The sequence below is a fragment of the Verrucomicrobiia bacterium genome, assembly GCA_023953615.1.
GTDB lineage: Bacteria > Verrucomicrobiota > Verrucomicrobiia > Limisphaerales > JADLHS01 > JADLHS01.
In genome coordinates this window covers 713,430-731,858 of record JAMLJH010000002.1, presented here as the reverse complement: position 1 = coordinate 731,858, position 18,429 = coordinate 713,430, and the positions used below count along the sequence as shown (strand labels likewise).

General features: G+C 58.4%; 11 protein-coding genes. 5 read left to right on the top strand and 6 right to left on the bottom strand.

The annotated features are described in order from the left end of the window. Positions 1 to 2: 2 nt before the first annotated feature. Positions 3 to 2,825: a hypothetical protein gene (locus M9920_13510; GenBank protein MCO5053305.1), complete on the top strand. Its 2,823-nt coding sequence runs from the start codon at positions 3 to 5 to the stop codon at positions 2,823 to 2,825. Positions 2,826 to 2,985: 160 nt separating this feature from the next. After that, entirely contained in the window at positions 2,986 to 3,549 is a 564-nt protein-coding gene (locus M9920_13505) for a pseudouridine synthase (GenBank protein ID MCO5053304.1), read from the top strand. Positions 3,550 to 3,581: 32 nt separating this feature from the next. Here the strand turns inward: M9920_13505 and M9920_13500 are convergent, their stop codons facing one another. The 5 genes from M9920_13500 to M9920_13480 form a co-directional block, all read right to left on the bottom strand. Next, positions 3,582 to 5,963 (bottom strand): PQQ-binding-like beta-propeller repeat protein, encoded by a 2,382-nt coding sequence (locus M9920_13500; GenBank protein ID MCO5053303.1) that lies wholly within the window; start codon positions 5,961 to 5,963, stop codon positions 3,582 to 3,584. Positions 5,964 to 5,969: 6 nt separating this feature from the next. Continuing rightward, complete coding sequence (locus M9920_13495) at positions 5,970 to 6,599, bottom strand: hypothetical protein (protein ID MCO5053302.1); 630 nt, start codon at positions 6,597 to 6,599, stop codon at positions 5,970 to 5,972. Between the two features lie 200 nt (positions 6,600 to 6,799). After that, complete coding sequence (locus tag M9920_13490; GenBank protein ID MCO5053301.1) at positions 6,800 to 7,165, bottom strand: DUF423 domain-containing protein; 366 nt, start codon at positions 7,163 to 7,165, stop codon at positions 6,800 to 6,802. A gap of 58 nt (positions 7,166 to 7,223) precedes the next feature. Beyond that, complete coding sequence (locus M9920_13485; GenBank protein ID MCO5053300.1) at positions 7,224 to 8,846, bottom strand: SulP family inorganic anion transporter; 1,623 nt, start codon at positions 8,844 to 8,846, stop codon at positions 7,224 to 7,226. A 171-nt stretch (positions 8,847 to 9,017) separates the two neighbouring features. Next, on the bottom strand, positions 9,018 to 9,581 hold the full coding sequence (locus tag M9920_13480; GenBank protein MCO5053299.1) for a hypothetical protein: 564 nt from the start codon (positions 9,579 to 9,581) through the stop codon (positions 9,018 to 9,020). Between the two features lie 150 nt (positions 9,582 to 9,731). On the opposite strand from M9920_13480, the gene M9920_13475 reads away from it, so the two are divergent. The 3 genes from M9920_13475 to M9920_13465 all read left to right on the top strand — a co-directional run bounded on the left by M9920_13475 (position 9,732) and on the right by M9920_13465 (position 14,194). Then, the gene (locus M9920_13475) at positions 9,732 to 10,676 is read left to right on the top strand and encodes an aldo/keto reductase (protein ID MCO5053298.1); all 945 of its coding nucleotides are present in this window, start codon (positions 9,732 to 9,734) and stop codon (positions 10,674 to 10,676) included. Positions 10,677 to 10,808: 132 nt separating this feature from the next. Then, on the top strand, positions 10,809 to 12,665 hold the full coding sequence (locus M9920_13470; GenBank protein ID MCO5053297.1) for a hypothetical protein: 1,857 nt from the start codon (positions 10,809 to 10,811) through the stop codon (positions 12,663 to 12,665). Positions 12,666 to 12,724: 59 nt separating this feature from the next. Then, positions 12,725 to 14,194, top strand: coding sequence for an amino acid permease (locus tag M9920_13465; protein MCO5053296.1), 1,470 nt, complete (start codon positions 12,725 to 12,727; stop codon positions 14,192 to 14,194). Between the two features lie 68 nt (positions 14,195 to 14,262). Here M9920_13465 and rpoC read toward each other — a convergent pair whose 3' ends face one another. Beyond that, the gene (gene rpoC, locus M9920_13460; protein ID MCO5053295.1) at positions 14,263 to 18,402 is read right to left on the bottom strand and encodes a DNA-directed RNA polymerase subunit beta'; all 4,140 of its coding nucleotides are present in this window, start codon (positions 18,400 to 18,402) and stop codon (positions 14,263 to 14,265) included. Positions 18,403 to 18,429: the final 27 nt, after the last annotated feature.

Sequence of the window (18,429 nt, the reverse complement as noted above, 5' to 3'; positions counted from 1 at the left end):
CTATGAAACCATGTTCCACCCTCACCCGGATGGCCGGGATATTCGCCTTGGCCGTTTGGCCAACGCTTCACAGCTTCGGACAATATACGCAAATTACAATCGGCACGGTGGCGGCGGGGATTGAAAAGAGCGCCACCACACTGACCGACACCGCTTTCGTTCCGGCAGTCGCCACGGCCTGGAGCAGCGGGGCTGGTGGCGTTTTGAACCTCTCGGGCACGGTCGCCAATGCCACGACGACTTACCATGGTGATTACGGTGATTCCAAGTACCTCACAATCACCAGCAGCGTGGCGATGCAGAACGTCACCGCGAACCCCAGCTCGTTTACGCCGTTGTCCGCACCCAACGCCACCACCAGCACCGCAGATTTGGCGGATTACACCCTCACGCTGGCGCTCGGAGACAACAACACCGGACTCCCTCCCGATAATGAAGTCATCAAACAAGTCGGGTTAGTCATCCTGTCCCGTAATAACACCCAGTACCCGCTGGACATTCGCGTCACGGCCACTTTCAGCGACGCCACCACGGAAGTCGCGACGGCCAACGTCGGCAAAACCTCCGGCGGCGATGACACCTTTTTCGGTTTTACCGCTCCGGACGGCGCCGCCGTGGTGAGCCTCCGCTTGCAATCGTTCGAGTCGGGCACAGAGACCCCTAAAAACACCCGGATTTGCTGGGATGATTTTGGATTTATCACCGGCGCGCCCAGCAGCACACCCATTCCGGTAATTACCGGAGTGACGCCGGAGAACGGGGCCGTCACCGATGCCGCCAACGGAATCCATTTCAGTGTGATTGCTTACGAGGCCATTGAAGCCAGCAGTATTTCGCTGGTGGTCAATTCCGTGGATGTCTCCGGTGAACTTGTGATCTCGGGAGACGCGGGAAATTACGACGTCGCCTACAACGGACTAGCCGCCGATCAACAGCACACCATTGAAATCAGCGTGGCCAATTCCGGCGGGTCGGCCACCGCGCAACGCACTTTTTACACGTTCACCACTCCGGTGGTTCTTTACGACTCGGGCGGCTTCGAAGACGAAAACATCTTCCCGGTGGAAGCTCTGCAAAATGTGACCGACGGCCTGGGGGTCTGGGAACCCAACGCCGATGAACCGGCAACTATCGTTGACGCGGGTGGCGAACAAGGAAAGGTCTTGGAACGGGCGGGATCGGGGGCCATCCGCGCCGATGCTTTGCGCTTCCCAGCGGTGTCTTCGGGTACATTGACGTTGGATTTCGACGTTTTGGTATCAATCACCGACGAGCGGACCATTGACCTCACGCTGCAAGCTGAATCGGGCGTATTTTGGAGCAGTTTTTTGGCGTGGGGCACCATTCCAGGAAAGCTGGCTTACTATGATAACACCGCGTGGCAACCACTGATGGACTGGTCGGCAGGCTGGCATCACGTGCAAGTTGTCCACTATCTGAGCGGGGTTGCGGCAGCTCGTTATGACGTGTCGGTGGATGACCAACCCATCGGCACGCTGATCCCCTTTCGTAACGCGACTCCCGGCATGGTCTTCAATCGTTTCCGCATTCAGACCCACAGTTCGACGCCGTGGTTCGAGTACGGGCAAATTGATAATCTGGTGGTTACGGTGGGGCCGGAAACGGCGGCGATTTTGCCACCAACGATCGGAGCGGTCAGTCCCGCGAATCACACCATTGCTCCCGCCAGCGCCGGGGTGCAATTCAACGTGCAATCGCAGGTACCGTTGGCTGAAGCCGATATTGAACTACGCCTCAATGATACGGTGACCAGCCTTAATTTCTCCGGCGCAGCCACGAATTTAACCGCCACTCACGCGCCGCTCGCCTCCGGAAATTATTCGCTGGCCATTCAGGCCGCCAACGCGGCGGGCACCACGCAATGGGCGTCTGACTTTATCGCCGCCAACGATCCGTGGCTGTACGCGCCCAGCCCGGGTTGGACTGGCCCTTGGCAATGGAGCACCGGGATGGGCACTTTGGAAACGGACGCGGCGTTGGGGGGCGATTACCTCCATTACGACGTCACCACGGTTGGCGTGCGCAATCTGATGCGCGAATACACTTCCAGCCCGGGTCTCGATCTAAATGTCCCGCACGTCATCCGTTGGAAATTCCGTCTGTTGGAAACTGACTTCGCTTCTAATTTCGATGTGTTCAACGATCGGGTCCATTTCTATGGCCGTAACGCGGCGCGACCAACCGGTAGCACCGATGCCAGCACCAGTTGGTCCATTGCCGCATCCGGCGACGAACAAACGCCCGGCTCCGGGGTCATGGCCGGAAAGACGTTCTACATCTTCGACAACACGGACGGAACGGGCGCCTTCAAAGCCGGGAATCTGGTGGACACCGCCATCGCCATTGTCCCCGAACACGTCTATGCGTTCGCGGTCACAATCCATCCCGCCGACGCCACTTATACCGTCAGCATCGCCGATCAGACGGCGGATACGTCCTTCCAAAGCGCCGCGCCGCACCACTATCGGGCGTCGGGAGTCACCGGCACGAGTCACCCCTACCTGCACTTTGGGGTGCAAGCCTCACCCGCCACTGATGCGCGCGCCTTCGATCTGGGTGCGGTGGAGATTGTTCCGGCGCTTCAACCGTCGGTAACGCTGCTTGACCCCGCCTACGACGGCACCAACTTCTCCTTCTCGTTCACGTCGCAAGCTGGAATGCAGCACGTCGTCGAGTACACCAGTGATTTGACCGCGACGACCTGGACTCCGCTGGAAACCGTTACTGGCGATGGCACGCTCAAAACCGTGACGCACGCCAACCCGCCCGGCGGACAATTGTTCTACCGGATCAGCTCACATTAAACCGCTCGCGAAACAGACCGGAATGCGGTTGCCCTACGCCACATTTTGAACTTCGGTTGGGTTGTTGCTTCGACGAAGTCGTATCCGTCGAGCACAACCTGGCCGGAGCGGAAAGCAGATCCGCTTGGCTGGCGGCGAGAGGTGGAGTTTAATCCGCACTGTGCTGATTGCGTTCAACAAGCCTTACGGAGTCCTTTCCCAATTCACTCCGGACGACTCCCGCCATCGCGCGCTGGCGGAATTTAATTTTCCACCTCGCGTGTATCCGATCGGGCGGTTGGATGCCGATTCGGAAGGGTTGCTCTTGTTGAGCGATGAACCGCGCTGGAACGCGCGTCTGCTCCAACCCAAGCAAGCTCATCCACGCGAGTATTGGGCGCAGGTGGAGCGCATCCCCAGCGCCGAATCGCTGCGCCAACTTTCCGACGGCGTGATGATTCAAGATCGAAAGACGCTGCCGGGCCGGGCCTGGTTACTGCCCAAACCGCCGGGCTTCCCGCCGCGCCAGCCGCCGATCCGTTTTCGCAAAAATGTTCCGGATTGTTGGCTCGGCTTGGAATTGGTCGAAGGCAAAAACCGTCAGGTGCGCCGCATGACCGCGGCCATTGGCCATCCCACGCTGCGATTGGTCCGCGTGCGCATTGGCCAATTCTGGCTGGCGGAACTGCCCGTGGGTCAATGGCGAAAACTCAGCGCGGCGGAAGAAAAGCTGGTCGAAGCGTAAACCGCAACTTCACCTTGCTTGCTGGCCCGGCATCAGAGCGCGAGGAATTTCAAAATCAACACCTCTTGCTTTAACACCAACTGCAAGATGTTATCGCGCATCTCGATGTCCCACGCGCCGTGCGGTTGATAATAATTCCACATCACGCGACCATTCTTTGGGTTAAGCCGGCGAATGTTCAAATGCGGTGTCGTCCCCAAACCCAACGCGGCGAGGGTCTGTTGATCTTCACCCTCATCATCGTCACGCGGCGGAGTATAATCCACTGCGTAAAGGTAACGACCGGAAACATAAGTCAGCCATCCGCCTTCAGCGTAACGCCAGCGCTCTTTGCCGTTTGTTGCGTCCAGCTTCAGCGTGAGGTTTCCCGCCCGCTCACTCACGTCTATCTGTCGCGCGTATTTGATCCGATCCGGACTGGCGGTCGTGGTGTTGACGTAAAGCGCGCCTGCACCATCGAAAAACAAACCCCTGACGCCTACGGAGGGCAATCGCCAACGAGCGGAACCGGTCGCCAAATCAAATGCGCTCAGCACGCCTTGATCAAAAACGTAGAGCGATTGGTCGTGTTCCACCACCGGCCCCAGCCCATACCGTTTGTCCCGGTGATGGCTGGCCAAATCACCCGCCTCCGCCAGTGGATACATCAATAGGCTCTCCCATTTCTTGCGATTTTGCTGATCCAAAACCAGCAACGTCGTACCGGCCACCAGCACATTCACGGTTGCCTGCGGATAGAGCTGCGGCGCGCCGATGACTTCGCCTTCCCAATCCGGTGCGGCAGCGTCACCGAGGCGATGGAGGCGAACCGCATACCGGCTTTGGTCTTCCACGACCTTATCCTGACCGGCATTGCGCGCCATTTCATTCAACAACTCGTTGGCAACTTCAGTCGTCGCGCCGGCGCTCAGTCCGCCGTCCAACGCTGACTTCGCGGGCGCGGCCCGCATTGCCGAACGCGCCACGAGATTCGGTTGCAACAACCGCGTCGTCAGTTGAACCCATCCCGATCCAGAGGAAAACACCTGGACCGATTCGGCCAACGGCATCTTGCCATTTGCCGGCGCCGTATTCCGTCCGGCTTTCTGCGCTCCATCGTCCTCGGCCATGAGTTGCAGCGCTTCCTGTTGACGACGGGTCACGGCAATGGTTGCCGGAGCCGCCAGCTTTCCGGCCACTGAACCACTCGCGACGGCGGCTCCCAGTTGTTGCGCACTCAGATCAGTAACGCCCTTTCGGGTCACTTCGGTTTTATCGGACAGCGACTGCGCTGCATGGCCTCCCACCGCGCCACGGATGGAGTTCGTCCTCAATGGCTCCGTACTCATCTGACCGCTCACCAAATCCAACCGCGTTAGTTGAATCGTGGAATCATTCACTAACTGGCCGATTTCCAATTGACTCCCCTTCAACCGGGCCTCGTCAAAATCTCCCGAGAAAGGCACCGCCCGCTGTGGCCTGCCCGTGTCCCAGTCGAATTGCCGCGCCGTCTCACCATCCGCCACCCAGATGCTGTGCCCGAACACGCGCAACTGGAATCCACTTTCGGTGACTCGCGTCAGGTCTCGGATCCGTTGTTCGAGCGACGGAATCGCACCGCGGCTTTGCCCGTCAGCCACCATGGCCTGCATTTGTCGCAGGTCTTGCTCCGCTTGCGCGCGGACCATTTTCTCATCCACCACGGATTGCAACCACACCTGCCGTTTGGCACTCAGGTCGTAACGTCCGAGTTTCAGTCCATGCAGAAAAATAGCCTGCTCACCGGCAATAATACTCGTTCCCGCGAAAGCCGGGTCGTTCTCGAATCGCAAAGTAGCGACTGGCCGGGGCTGCGATCCCCACCACGCATACAACAGCCACGCCCCCAGAACCAAAAGCGCCAGACATAATCCCAATTTTACCAGCCATCCAAAACGGCGCAGCCGTCGAGCCTCATCGGATTCATACCTGCGCCCACTTCGCGAAGTTTTTTCTCCTCGCAACGCCGCCTTCTCTTTGCACAGTGGCGAACAACAGTCCGCAAACAACCCAGCGCATTTCGCACAAATGCCTTTCCCGCAGACGACACACGCTTGCGTCGCCACCAACGATGGATGGCGCGAACAAAATCGCTCCGTCGCTCTGGTTTCATCCGCTGGCGCCGACGTGGATTGTGGCGGTAATTGGATTCGTAGCGGCGGACGCTTCGAGGTTGAAATCGCCGGTGTCGGCGCGTCCGCAGTTTCGGCGTCGGTCGTTGGGTGGCCGTCGGTGGCCGCATCTGACGCCACCCCGAATTGCTCGTGAATTTGTTGGTTGATCGCTGCGGACAAATCCTGGCCGCAGTTGGGACAACTGAAAACCACCGGCGCACGCAGATTGTCCGCCGTCACGTCGAAGGCATACTTTGCGCCGCAATCGCAAACGATCTTCATGCGTCGTCAGGGTTTGGGATTTAGCAACACCACGCCGGATGCCAAGGGCAGATCCACTGCCGCCCGTGCGGGCGAGGAAATCACGTCGCCGGTGATTTCGAGTAAATTCCCTCCGATTTTGGCGTGGTTGTTACCGGGTTTTTTACCGGTTTCAGAAAACAACAAATCGCCGACGCGTTTGGCCTGAGTGTTCACCTGCCAATCGGTCAAAAGAAAGCCGTTGGTTCCGGTCTTGGTTTGTCCCTGATAATACGAGTAGCTGATGCGTCCCTTACGCAAGGGTTGATCCGGAGCCGGCGCCGAATCCTTTCGCCCGGGGCAGACAAAGATTTTGGTATCGGCCGTATAACGCGGCACCAAAACTTCCAACGCCACCTCGGCCGTGGTGGCGTTTGTGGTCTGGGGAAACCGCTCGTCATGTTCGTTGGCAAAAATCTGCAAGCCGACGAAGGCTTTCTGTAAATTCTCCTGACAACGTAATTTGGCGCTACGCTGACGATTTTTGGCGCCGAAGCCAAAGAACATTGTGAAGAGCACGAAAATGATTACCACCGTCATGAGCAACTCCATCAGCGCGAAGCCCAACGATCCCGCCGCGCTCGGCAAAGCGACATCGGAACGCGGGCGGCAATTCATGTTTGGGTACTAGCGCAGGCTTCCGACCGTGGCAATGGGGAAAACCAATAATTTCACGAAGCTGCTTTCAACCCGCAATCGCTCCGTCTCGACAGTCCAATACCTCGGGCGCAATGAACGATCTCCCGCAACCGCCAAAGCGCCTGGACTTTCATTCGAGTCGCGGCAGAACTCGTTCAGACCGCCACCCTGACCGGGGTTCACTCAACCAATTTCCGCGCGGAAATGACCAGCCAAATCCAGCCCACCACAAAACAAACGCCACCGAAAGGCGTGATGAAGCCCAGCCATTTCCAATGGGTGATGGCGAGCGAATACAACGAGCCGGAGAACAAAATGATCCCCGCAAACAACGCCAGCCATGGTCCTGAGCAAAACTCACGGCGCTGCGGTAAAACAAATAAAATCACCGTGTGGATAAAGTGATAGAAAACCGCTTTTTCCCAAACCGCCACCATCCCATGTTGCGTCAGCGTCTCCTTCAATCCGTGGGCGCCGAACGCGCCCAATCCCACCGCCAACAAGCCCAGGACGGCGCTCACTCGAATAGCTATTGTTTTCGTCATGTTTCTGCGGGCCGCATTTGCGACCAATGATTATGCGCTGGATGGACCATCCGAATTTTCAACTCGAAGCCTTGCCAGCTTTCTGGTCTTCAATCAGTTGCCGCGCCCGAGCCAGGGCCGCTGTCAAATCGCTGCTCATGTTTTCCAAGCCCAGACGATCCAGAAATCCAGCTCGCGTCAAGGCAAACAACGGTTGCGAATGGGGGCCGCAGAGAATCAAATGCTTCCCGCGCCGCGATAGTTTCTCCTGCAAATCTTCCAATGCATTAAGCCCGGTGGCATCCAGAACCAACGCGTCTTCCATCCGCAAAATCAAAACTTCCGGCAAATTGCCCGCCCGCCGCATGGCCGTTTCCAATTTATCCGCCGCGCCAAAGAAAATTGCGCCCCAAACCCGGAAGACCATGACGCCCGCCGGCAACGCGCCGTCCGCGGAAGTTTGATCCGTGGTGCCGGCGGAACCGGTGGGGCCTTCAGTTCGAATTTCGGCGGTCTGCGAAAGTTGCCGAACCAACAACACCGCCGCCAGTATGAGTGACGCGCCAACCGCCACGGGTAGATCAGTGACGACCGTCAGCACGAAGGCGGTGAGCAACACGACGATGTCTTCCTTGGGCCAGCGACGCAACCGGGTGAAGTGATGCCATTCCCCCATCCGAATGGCGACCACAACCAACACCGCACTCAGAGCCGCCAACGGAATAAAACTGGCCAACGGCGCCGCCACCAGCAGGATCATCAACAGCACGGCCGCATGCACCAAACCGGCGACGGGAGTTTTTGCTCCGCTCCGCACATTGGTGGCCGTGCGAGCAATCACGCCCGTGGCCGGCATCCCGCCAAAAAAGGCGCAGGCGATGTTGGCAATCCCCTGCCCGACCAGTTCCTGGTTGGAATCGTGCCGGTCATCAATCATGCCGTCAGCCACCACCGCGCACAGTAACGACTCGATCGCTCCCAGCGCGGCGACCGTCATGCCGGACGGCAGCAAATCGCGCCAGACTTCCACTGACAACAACGGCGCATGAGGCAACGGCAACCCGCGCGGCATGGCACCGAACTGACTGCCTAACGTCGCAATGCCCCAACGTTCGTGCAGTCGAAAAACAGCAACTCCAACGGCGCCCAGCACAATTACCGCGATCGAGCCGGGCACCCGTCGGGCCCAGGCCGCCGGCCAAAACCAGATCAGCAATGCGCCCGCCAGAGCCAGACCCGTGGTTGCCCAGTTGGGATGAAAATCTGCCGCAATCGCCTTTAGCTTGCCGATGAAATCAGCGGGCAACCCTTGCGGTAAACCGAAGAAATCCTGCAATTGAGTGCTGAGAATAATAATCGCGATGCCACTGGTAAACCCGATGACCACCGGATAGGGCACGAAGCGGATCATTGATCCCAGCCGCGCCACTCCGAGTCCCACCAAAATGACGCCGGCGATCAACGCGCAAGCGGCGAGTCCCTCGGGACCATGCGCCGCGACGATTGGCACCAACAACGGAACAAATGCGCCCGCCGGGCCGCCAACTTGCACGCGGGAACCGCCAAAGAAAGAGATTAAAAAGCCGCCGACAATGGAGGTGAAGATGCCCACTTCGGGTTTCAAGCCGGAGGCAATGGCGAGCGCCATGGCCAGCGGCAAGGCGACAATGCCGACGATCAGCCCCGAGGTTAAATCCGCCACAAAAGTAGCGCGAGAGTAGGTCCGTAACGAGGCCCACAATCGGGGTTGAAATTGAAACCGAAGCGTAGATCCGATGGTTGTCACAAAATTGGGAAATCAATTCCGCTGACGCAGCAGGATGCTTGGAACCGGAAAAAACTCAATCTCATTCCAGCACGTCAAACCTTCTGCTCAATTGAAGACTCGAGCGACTTGTGTCACCTTGGCGGCTCGAGTGGATAATCCGGCGGGAGCGTTGACCACGATGGCGGCACGGCAACCCGGCCAAACGCCAAGATCCACGGAGGAGTTGCCCGCGTAGTCGTAACCGCGTTCGCCATACTTGGCGGACAGCGCCCGCCGCTTGTTTTCTCCGCGCAGGTTGATCTTCCCATCGCTGGCCATGAATTCATCGAAGATGCCAACGTGCTGAAAAACCGGCAGCGCCATTTGATAATCCGAAGCCGTGGCTAAAATCAGTTTGCGCCCCTTCCGCTTTTCGGACCGCAGCCAATCCAGAAACTCCGCATGGTAGGGTAACACCTTCGGATTCACCCGCACTCGTTGCCCCAATTGCCGTTTCAAGAACGCGCGCCCGCGCAGCCACCAGCCCAGAACCGCAAACAAACGCAACGGATTCGGACGCAGCCATAGCCGCAAGGATTCCCACATCAAATCCGTGCGAATGAGGGTGCCGTCCAAATCCGCCACCAGCGGAATGGGATCGGATGGTGCAGTTGCAGCTTCGGGTGCCATGCGGAGGGAGCGTAGCGAACGCAGTCGCCGACTGGCAAGCCAGCGAAACTCCAGCGGACTTCGGCGACCAGGAACGTGATGCGAATTGCGATGAGAATTGCTTGGGCGCTTCGACTGAACCCGGTAAGCTCCCATCGCTTTAACCGATTCATGAAAACAATCAGGCTGGGAAACAGTTCAACACAGGTCAGTCGGCTGGCGTATGGCTGCTGGCGCATCGCCGATCCGCGTCAACCAACCAGCAGCGCGGCGGCGATCGAAGCGGACGGCAAGGCGGCGGTCGTGGCCGCGTATGAAGCCGGTTACACGCTGTTCGATGGCGCCGATATTTACGGGCGCGGTCAAGCCGAAGTCATTTTGGGAAAAGCGTTGCGCGAAGTTTCCGGAATGCGCGAACACATCCTCATCACCAGCAAGTGCGGAGTGCGGCGCGCGGGCGACCCCCATCCCGAGGCGCCACAACGCTACGATTTCGCGCCGGATTACATCGTCCGATCCTGCGAAGGTTCGTTGCAACGGCTCGGCATCGAGACGCTTGATCTCTACCTGCTGCATCGCCCGGATTATCTCGGCGATCCGCACGAAATCGCGGGCGCGTTCGCGCAACTATACGATGCGGGCAAGGTGCGCTGCTTCGGCGTCAGCAATTTTCGTCCGTCGCTGGTTGCCGCGTTGCAGGCCGCCGTTCCCTTCCCGCTCGTGGTCAATCAGGTGGAAATCAGTCTGGCCCAACGCGCCGCGTTTGACGACGGCACGCTGGACCAATGTTTGGAAAAGAGCATCACCCCGATGGCGTGGAGTCCCCTCGGCGCCGGCTTGCTCGGTGATGGCGCGAAACGCCTGCTGGCCTCGCAACAAAGCTACCCGACCGACGCCATCGTGAAGGCGCTGGAGGCAATCGCCGCCGCGCGCGGTGTGAGCCGAACCGTGATCGCTTACGCCTGGCTGCTCAAGCATCCAAGCAAAATTGTTCCCATCGTCGGCAGCACGAATCCGCAGCGCATCCGCGAGGCGGTCAAAGCGACGGAGTTTGAACTAACGCGCGAGGAATGGTATCGGCTGCTGCTCGCCGCGCGGGGCGAATCGTTGCCGTGAACTGATAGCAATCGGTGCCGCAACTGATTCAAGCGTCGCCGCCCGACCTTGCTGCCGACACAATCATGTTGCTTTTCCTATGGAAGCAGACTCGACGTTTGCCGCCTGTTCCGCTATCACTCGGGGATATTTATGAGTCGAACTTCCGATCAACGTTCCGCTGATTTTCTAAAAATTGCCGATCAATTCAAACTGGGGGTCTTGACCACCGAATCGTCTCATCCCGTCACCGCCAATCTCAGCGAAGTAACCAAGCGGGACATCGCCGCCGGATTGAAACTGCTGTTCGATGTGGACGATGACGTGGTGCGGAAGTATCACGAGTTTGTGAAATCCGACCGCGCGCGGCAGATCGCCGCCACGGTGGTCGCCGCGCTGCGAAACGGGGGGAATCTTTATTTCACCGGCTGCGGTTCGACGGGACGATTGAGCATTCAACTTGCCTCCATCTGGCGGGACTTCTGGCAACAACAGAAATCCCTCACCCCATCGGATGGGGAGAGGGTCGGGGTGAGGGGCGCGGCTGAAGAATACGAAAATCGCGCGTTCCCCGTCATGGCGGGTGGTGACTTTGCCCTGATCAAATCCGTGGAAGGCTTCGAAGACTTCACGGATTTCGGAAAAAAGCAGATCGGCGATCTGGGCGTGAACCGCAAAGACGTGGTGTTCGCCATTACGGAAGGCGGCGAGACCTCGTTCGTCATCGGCACGGCCTGGGAAGGGGTTGAGGTGGGAGCAAAAGTTTATTTTGTCTATAACAACCCGGATGAAATCCTCTGCGAGCATGTCCAGCGCAGCCGGGAAGTGATCCAGGACGCCCGTGTGGAAAAGATCAACCTGACCAGCGGCCCGATGGGCATCACCGGCTCGACGCGGATGCAAGCCACCAGCATTGAACTCGCCGTCATGGTGACGATTCTGGAAATGGTCGTGCGCCATCTGACGGGCGACGGCAATGCCGACACTGCGCCGCAGGAATTTCTCACGCAACTCACGACCTTGCACGCCACGTTGAAATCACCCGAGTTACTTGATCAACTGGCCCGGCTCACCAACATGGAAGAAACGGTGTACCGCACCGGCCACAAGAACAATTATTTTGCCGACCGCGTCGGCATTGACATGCTCACGGATACGACCGAGCGCTCTCCCACCTATTGCACGCCGCCGTTCCGCAAGTTCGATGACACCACGGCGACGGAATCGTGGGCGTTCCTTTACGTGCCCTACGAAAATTCCGATGCCGCCTGGGAGCGCGTCTGCAAACGCCAGCCGCGTTGCGTCGAGTGGAAACCCGAAACCGTGCGCGGTCTCGTGCCGGACGATAAATACGCCCGCACCATCGAGATCATCGGCAAGATCAGTTACGCGGAGCTGATGCGCTTCCGCATTGGCCGGGACGGCATTGCGAACCGTCCGCTGGGCCGTGGCGATTGCGCCGTCGGTCTGGTCATCGAGGCGGAAAAAGCGTCGCTGCTGGACCCGCACGGGTTTCATCGCGTCCAACTGGAATCCGCAGTCCAGGCGGGCGCAAAGACGGGATTGATTTACGTCGGCAGCGAGTCGGGTTGTCGCGAGGTGAAGGAGTTCGTCGCACAATGGAATCCGGGTTGCGCGGCGGTATTTTTGCCCGTGCCCGAAACCGGTCTGCGCTTGAACGGCGTGATGCGGGTGGGATTGAAGATGCTGCTTAACACCCTTTCCACCGGCACGATGGTCCGGCTCGGTCGCGTGATGGGCAATTACATGATCTGGGTGGTGCCCAGCAATTTGAAATTGATTGACCGCGCGACCCGTTACATTCAAAAACTCACCGGGCTGGAATATGTGGCGGCCAATCGCCTGTTGTTCGAAGTTTTTGAATACGTCGAGCCGCGCATGAAAGCGGATCAAGCCTACCCGCCGGTGGTCGGCGTGAGTGTGATGCGGCATCGGCACGGCTTGAGCAATGAAGCCGCCGAACAACGACTGCGGGAAGAAATCGGATGAACGCCCGGACCGACCGTGACGGTTGAGCGGCGGCGGCGTTCCTTTCAACGACGGTTGATATGTATTCAGGACGCCCACCCGGCACCGCCGATCGGAGCCGCGCCGGATTGATTCCGACGTTGGGGCTTTTCTCCACCATCATGCTGGTCGTGGGCGGCGTGATCGGCTCCGGCATCTTCCGCAAAACCGGCGTCATGGCGGCGGAACTGGGATCGCCGCAATGGCTGATGTTCATCTGGATTCTGGCGGGAGTGATCACGCTGTTTGGCGCACTGACGAATGCGGAGATCGCCAGTCTGATTCCGGAAACCGGCGGACAGTACATCTATTTCGAGCGCATGTACGGGCCGTTCTTCGCCTACCTGTACGGCTGGGCACTGTTTTCAATCATTCAATGCGGCTCCATCGCCGCCGTCGCCTACTTGTTTGCGGAATATGCGGGAGTGTTGATGCCCCTGCCCCAGCTCCCCGCTGAACTCGCGGCTTGGTCATTCCATCTGCCCTACATCGGCAACCTCCAACCGCTGGCTGAGATCGGCACCAAAGGGTTGGCCGCGCTGCTGATCGTCCTGCTCACCATCGTAAATTACCTGGGCATCCGTTTTGGCGGGTTGGTGCAGAATATTTTCACCGTCGCCAAAGTGGCGGCCATGCTGTGGCTCGCCGGCGGGGCATTTCTCGCGCCGTCCGTCGGCGGCCTGACCAATCTCACGACGGCGGATCCGTCCGTGACGCGGCACGGGCTGGCTTGGATCGGCGCCCTGGCGGCGGCGCTGCAAGGCGCATTCTGGGCTTATGACGGTTGGAACAAGCTCACTTACATTGCGGGTGAAGTTAAATCTCCACAACGCAACATCCCGCGCGCCCTGTTCTGGGGCATGCTGACGGTGACTGCCATCTACGCGCTCATCAATCTGGCATATCTTTACGTCCTGCCGGTGAGCGAACTGGCGCAGGCAAAAAAGTATTTCGCTTTTGTCGTTGCGGAGAAAATCGTAGCGGGCGGCGGCAACTGGATCGCCGCCTTGATCATGCTTTCCACTTTTGGCACAGCCAACGCCATCATCATGGCCACCGCCCGGGTTTACTTTTCGATGGCACGCCTGAATGTTTTTCCACGATTCATCGGGAGAACCCACCCTCGGTTTCGGACGCCTGCGGCGGCACTGGTCGTGCAAGGCATCTGGAGCGTGCTGCTGCTCTTCAGCGGCACGTTTGACACCTTGACCGATACGTTGATCTTCGTGACCTGGGCCTTCTACGCGGCGGGCGCCTACGGAGTTTTCATCCTGCGACGCAAACTCCCGGACGTCGAGCGACCCTACCGCGTTCCGGGGTATCCGATCGTTCCCATCATTTTCATTCTCTTCGCCGTTACTTTTCTGGGCTTCACCGCGTATAACGATTTTGCGGTTTACCAACAGGCTTCGGCGGCAGGTGAAACCGCCATCATGAATTCGCTCTTCGGCGTGGGACTGGTTCTGATTGGGACTCCCGGTTACTTCTTTTTCCGACGGCACCACGCCTGAGGAGTTGTTACCGCAAACAAAAGAGGCGTTCCCATTGCTGAGAACGCCTCGTGGTTGAAACTTTCGTCTTACGCGGTCAACGGATTGATCTCCGCCGCCGCTTCCTCCGCCTCCGGTTCTTCCTCAACAATCTCGACCAACGGTTTGATGGCGACCTTGCGGTAGCGATCAAAACCCGAACCGGCCGGGATAATGTGCCCCATGATGACGTTTTCCTTAAATCCGCGGAGCGGATCTATCTTCGAGCGCGTGGCCGCCTCGGTCAACACCCGCGTGGTATCCTGGAAGCTGGCGGCGCTCAGGAACGATTCCGTTTCCAGCGACGCCTTGGTGATGCCGAGCAACACCGGCGAAGCCTCGGCAGGCTTGCCCCCCATCTTCTCGACGCGCTCATTTTCGCCTTCAAACTCCAGCTTATCCACCTGTTCTCCCCAGAGGAAGGTGGTGTCGCCCGGTTCGGTAATCCGCACCTTGCGCAGCATCTGGCGCACAATGATCTCGATGTGCTTGTCGTTGATCGTCACGCCTTGCAGACGATAAACTTCCTGCACTTCGTTCACCAAGTGCTCTTGCAATTCCTGCGGTCCGCAGACATCCAGAATTTCGTGCGGGTCCATCGGTCCTTCCGTCAGTTGCTGCCCCTTCTTCACGAAGTCGCCTTTGAACACGATGACGTGTTTGCCAATCGGAATCAGATGTTCGCCCTCGTGGCCCGTGGTTGGATCCTTGATGATGATGCACCGTTTTCCACGCACGCTCGGTCCAAACTCCACCACGCCGTCAATCTTCGAGATTTCCGCGGCGTCCTTGGGATGGCGCGCCTCGAACAATTCCGCCACACGGGGCAGACCGCCAGTGATGTCCTTGGTCTTGGATTGTTTGCGCGGGGTCTTGGCCAGCAACGTGCCCGCGACGATCTTGTCGCTCTCATTGACCACAATGTGCGCGCCGGAGGGAATGGGATAGCGACCCAACTCCTCGCCCTTATCGTCGGCAATAATAATGGTCGGATGCAGGTCTTCCTTGTGATCAATGACGATCATCGCTTCCTGCTGCGTGGCTTCGTCCACTTCCTGCTTGATGGTCACGCCTTCGATGATGTCGTTGAATTTCACCTTGCCCGCCTTTTCGGACAGAATCGGCACGTTGTAAGGATCCCATTGGATGAAGGTTTCTCCTTTCTTCACGCGCCCGCCGTCGGCAACTGAAATGATAGCACCAATCACCACGTCGTGGTTTTCCAACTCCTGGCCGTCATCGCCGAGAATGGCCACCGAACCGTTCTTGTTAAGCACGATGTAATGACCGTCTTCGAGCGCCACGATGCGCAGATCGTTGTAATGCACCGTGCCTTCAAATTTGGCTTTGATCTGCGGCGCTTTGAACTGCGCCGCTGCAGTGCCACCGATGTGGAAAGTCCGCATGGTCAACTGGGTGCCCGGTTCACCAATGGATTGCGCGGCAATAATGCCCACCGCTTCTCCAAGTTTGACCTTCGCACCAGTCGCCAGATTGCGACCGTAGCACGCCGCGCAGACGCCCTGTTTGCTTTCGCAAGTCAGCACCGAACGAATGCGGATGCGTTCCAGCCCCGCCGAATCCACCGCACGGGCCGTGATTTCATCAAACTTCTCGCCCGCACGAATCAAGAATTCCTTCGGATTGGAAGGATTGGGAATGTCATCGCACGCGCAACGCCCCACGATGCGGTCGCTGATCTTCACCACTTCGTCCTCGCCTTCATACACCGCGTGAACCCAGATGCCGTTGGCGGTACCGCAATCTTCCTCGCGGATGATAACGTCCTGCGCCACGTCAACCAGCTTGCGCGTCATGTAACCCGAATCGGCCGTCTTCAGCGCCGTGTCAGCCAAGCCCTTGCGCGCGCCGTGGGTCGAGATGAAGTATTCCAGCACGGTCAAGCCTTCGCGGAAGTTGGCTAAAATGGGCTTCTCGATGATGTCGCCGCTGGGTTTCGCCATCAACCCGCGGATACCAGCCAACTGGCGAACCTGTTGACGATTACCGCGCGCGCCGGAATCCACCATCAGATAAACCGGGTTGAACTCGGACTTGCCCTGATTTTGTTCCAACGTCTTGAACATCACGTTGGCAATCTGGTCCGTCGCGTGCGTCCAGATATCCACAATCTTGTTGTAGCGTTCGCCCGACGTGATCACGCCGCGCCGATGCTGCTTCTCAACTTCCTTGATTTGCGTCAGGGCAATTGAAATCTCCTGTTCCTTCTCCTTCGGGATGATCATGTCATCAATGCCGATGGAACAGCCGGACTTGGTTGCCTCGCGGAAGCCAAGCTCTTTGAGCTTGTCCAGCATGATCACGGTCTTTTCGTGACCGCAATTTTTGTAGCAACGCCAGATCAAATCGCCCAACTGGGTCTTTCCGGCCGCCTTGTTGAAAAGGCCCAGTTCCGACGGCCAGATTTCGCTGAAGCGAACCCGTCCCACCGTGGTGACAATGATCTTCTTCTTTTCGTCGCCGTAAACAGTCTTCCGGCCAAAATCCGGGTTGGCGAAACGAATGCGCGCGTGCGTTTGCAGCGCGCCGTCATCGAAGGCAAAATTGACCTCCTCGCGCGACGCGAACAATGGCAACTCGTTCAGGTTCGCCGGGATGGGCTTCCGCGGTTCAGCCGTCAGGTAATAGCAACCCAGCGTGATGTCTTGCGTGGGCGTAATAATCGGCTTACCGGACGAAGGCGAAAAGATGTTATTCGTCGCCATCATCAACAGTCGCGCTTCCATCTGCGCTTCAATCGAGAGCGGCACGTGAACCGCCATCTGGTCGCCATCGAAGTCGGCGTTGTATGCCGTGCAAACCAGCGGATGAATCCGGATGGCTTCGCCCTCGATGAGTTGCGGTTCGAACGCCTGCACCGAAAGGCGGTGCAACGTCGGAGCGCGGTTCAGCAATACCGGATGGCCTTTGGTGACTTCTTCCAAAATATCCCAGACCTCGGTGGTCTGGCGTTCGATCATCTTCTTTGCGCTGCGCACCGTATGGACGTGCCCCAGCTCCTTCAAACGACGAATGATAAACGGCTCGAATAATACCAGCGCCATCTTCTTGGGCAAACCGCATTGGTTCAGTTTCAGCTCCGGACCGATGACGATGACCGAACGGCCCGAATAATCCACGCGTTTGCCGAGCAGGTTCTGGCGGAAGCGACCGCTCTTGCCCTTGAGCATGTCGCTCAACGATTTCAAAGCGCGATTTCCCGCTCCGGTCACGGCGCGGCCATGGCGTCCGTTGTCGAACAAGGCGTCCACCGCTTCCTGCAACATGCGCTTTTCATTGCGAATGATGACTTCGGGAGTTTTGAGCGCCAGCAGGTTTTTCAGACGGTTGTTCCGATTGATCACCCGCCGATACAAATCGTTCAGGTCGGAAGTCGCGAAGCGCCCGCCTTCGAGCGGGACGAGCGGACGTAGATCCGGCGGAATCACCGGCAAGACCGTGAGGATCATCCATTCGGGACGGCTCTTGGAAGCCTGCAATCCCTGAAGCAGTTTGATGCGCTTGGCCAGCTTCTTGCGAATCTGCTTGCTGCGGGTCTCGGTCATGGCCTGTTGTAATTCCTCGACCTGCTTGGACAAATCCACCAGCGCCAACGCCTCTCGCACGGCTTCCGCGCCCATCTTTGCCACGAACGCGTCTCCGCCGTAGGTTTCCCGGGCTTCGCGATACTCGTGCTCACTGAGGAGCTGATTCTGCTTGAGCGGCGTATTGCCCGCGTCAATCACGAGGTAGTCCTCGTAGTAGATCACGCGTTCCAAATGGCGCGCGGTCATATCAAGAGCCAGACCGATGCGCGAGGGCATGCACTTGAAGAACCAGATGTGACTCGTCGGCACCGCCAGTTCAATGTGCCCCATGCGCTCGCGCCGTACGCGCGCCAGCGTGACTTCCACGCCACAGCGATCGCAAACGACGCCGCGGTGTTTGATGCGCTTGTACTTGCCGCACGAACATTCCCAGTCCTTGACCGGACCAAAAATCCGTTCGCAGAACAGGCCGCCCTTTTCGGGTTTGAACGTGCGGTAGTTGATGGTTTCAGGATTTTTGACTTCGCCTTTGGACCAAGAGCGGATGGCATCAGGCGACGCCACCGTGATGCCGATGTAGTCAACCTGATTGACTTTATCGAGGCCCAGCAGTTCGCGGGCGCTTTGTTGAGGACTGGTCATACGCTTAAAATTATACGGTCGGGACTC

Excerpts from the sequence above, each read along its gene's own strand:
- M9920_13470 (MCO5053297.1), top strand. The coding sequence starts at position 10,809 with ATGAGTCGAACTTCCGATCAACGTTCCGCTGATTTTCTAAAAATTGCC.
- M9920_13480 (MCO5053299.1), bottom strand. The coding sequence starts at position 9,581 with ATGGCACCCGAAGCTGCAACTGCACCATCCGATCCCATTCCGCTGGTG.
- rpoC (MCO5053295.1), bottom strand. The coding sequence starts at position 18,402 with ATGACCAGTCCTCAACAAAGCGCCCGCGAACTGCTGGGCCTCGATAAA.
- M9920_13500 (MCO5053303.1), bottom strand. The coding sequence starts at position 5,963 with ATGAAGATCGTTTGCGATTGCGGCGCAAAGTATGCCTTCGACGTGACG.
- M9920_13465 (MCO5053296.1), top strand. The coding sequence starts at position 12,725 with ATGTATTCAGGACGCCCACCCGGCACCGCCGATCGGAGCCGCGCCGGA.
- M9920_13495 (MCO5053302.1), bottom strand. The coding sequence starts at position 6,599 with ATGAATTGCCGCCCGCGTTCCGATGTCGCTTTGCCGAGCGCGGCGGGA.
- M9920_13475 (MCO5053298.1), top strand. The coding sequence starts at position 9,732 with ATGAAAACAATCAGGCTGGGAAACAGTTCAACACAGGTCAGTCGGCTG.
- M9920_13490 (MCO5053301.1), bottom strand. The coding sequence starts at position 7,165 with ATGACGAAAACAATAGCTATTCGAGTGAGCGCCGTCCTGGGCTTGTTG.
- M9920_13510 (MCO5053305.1), top strand. The coding sequence starts at position 3 with ATGAAACCATGTTCCACCCTCACCCGGATGGCCGGGATATTCGCCTTG.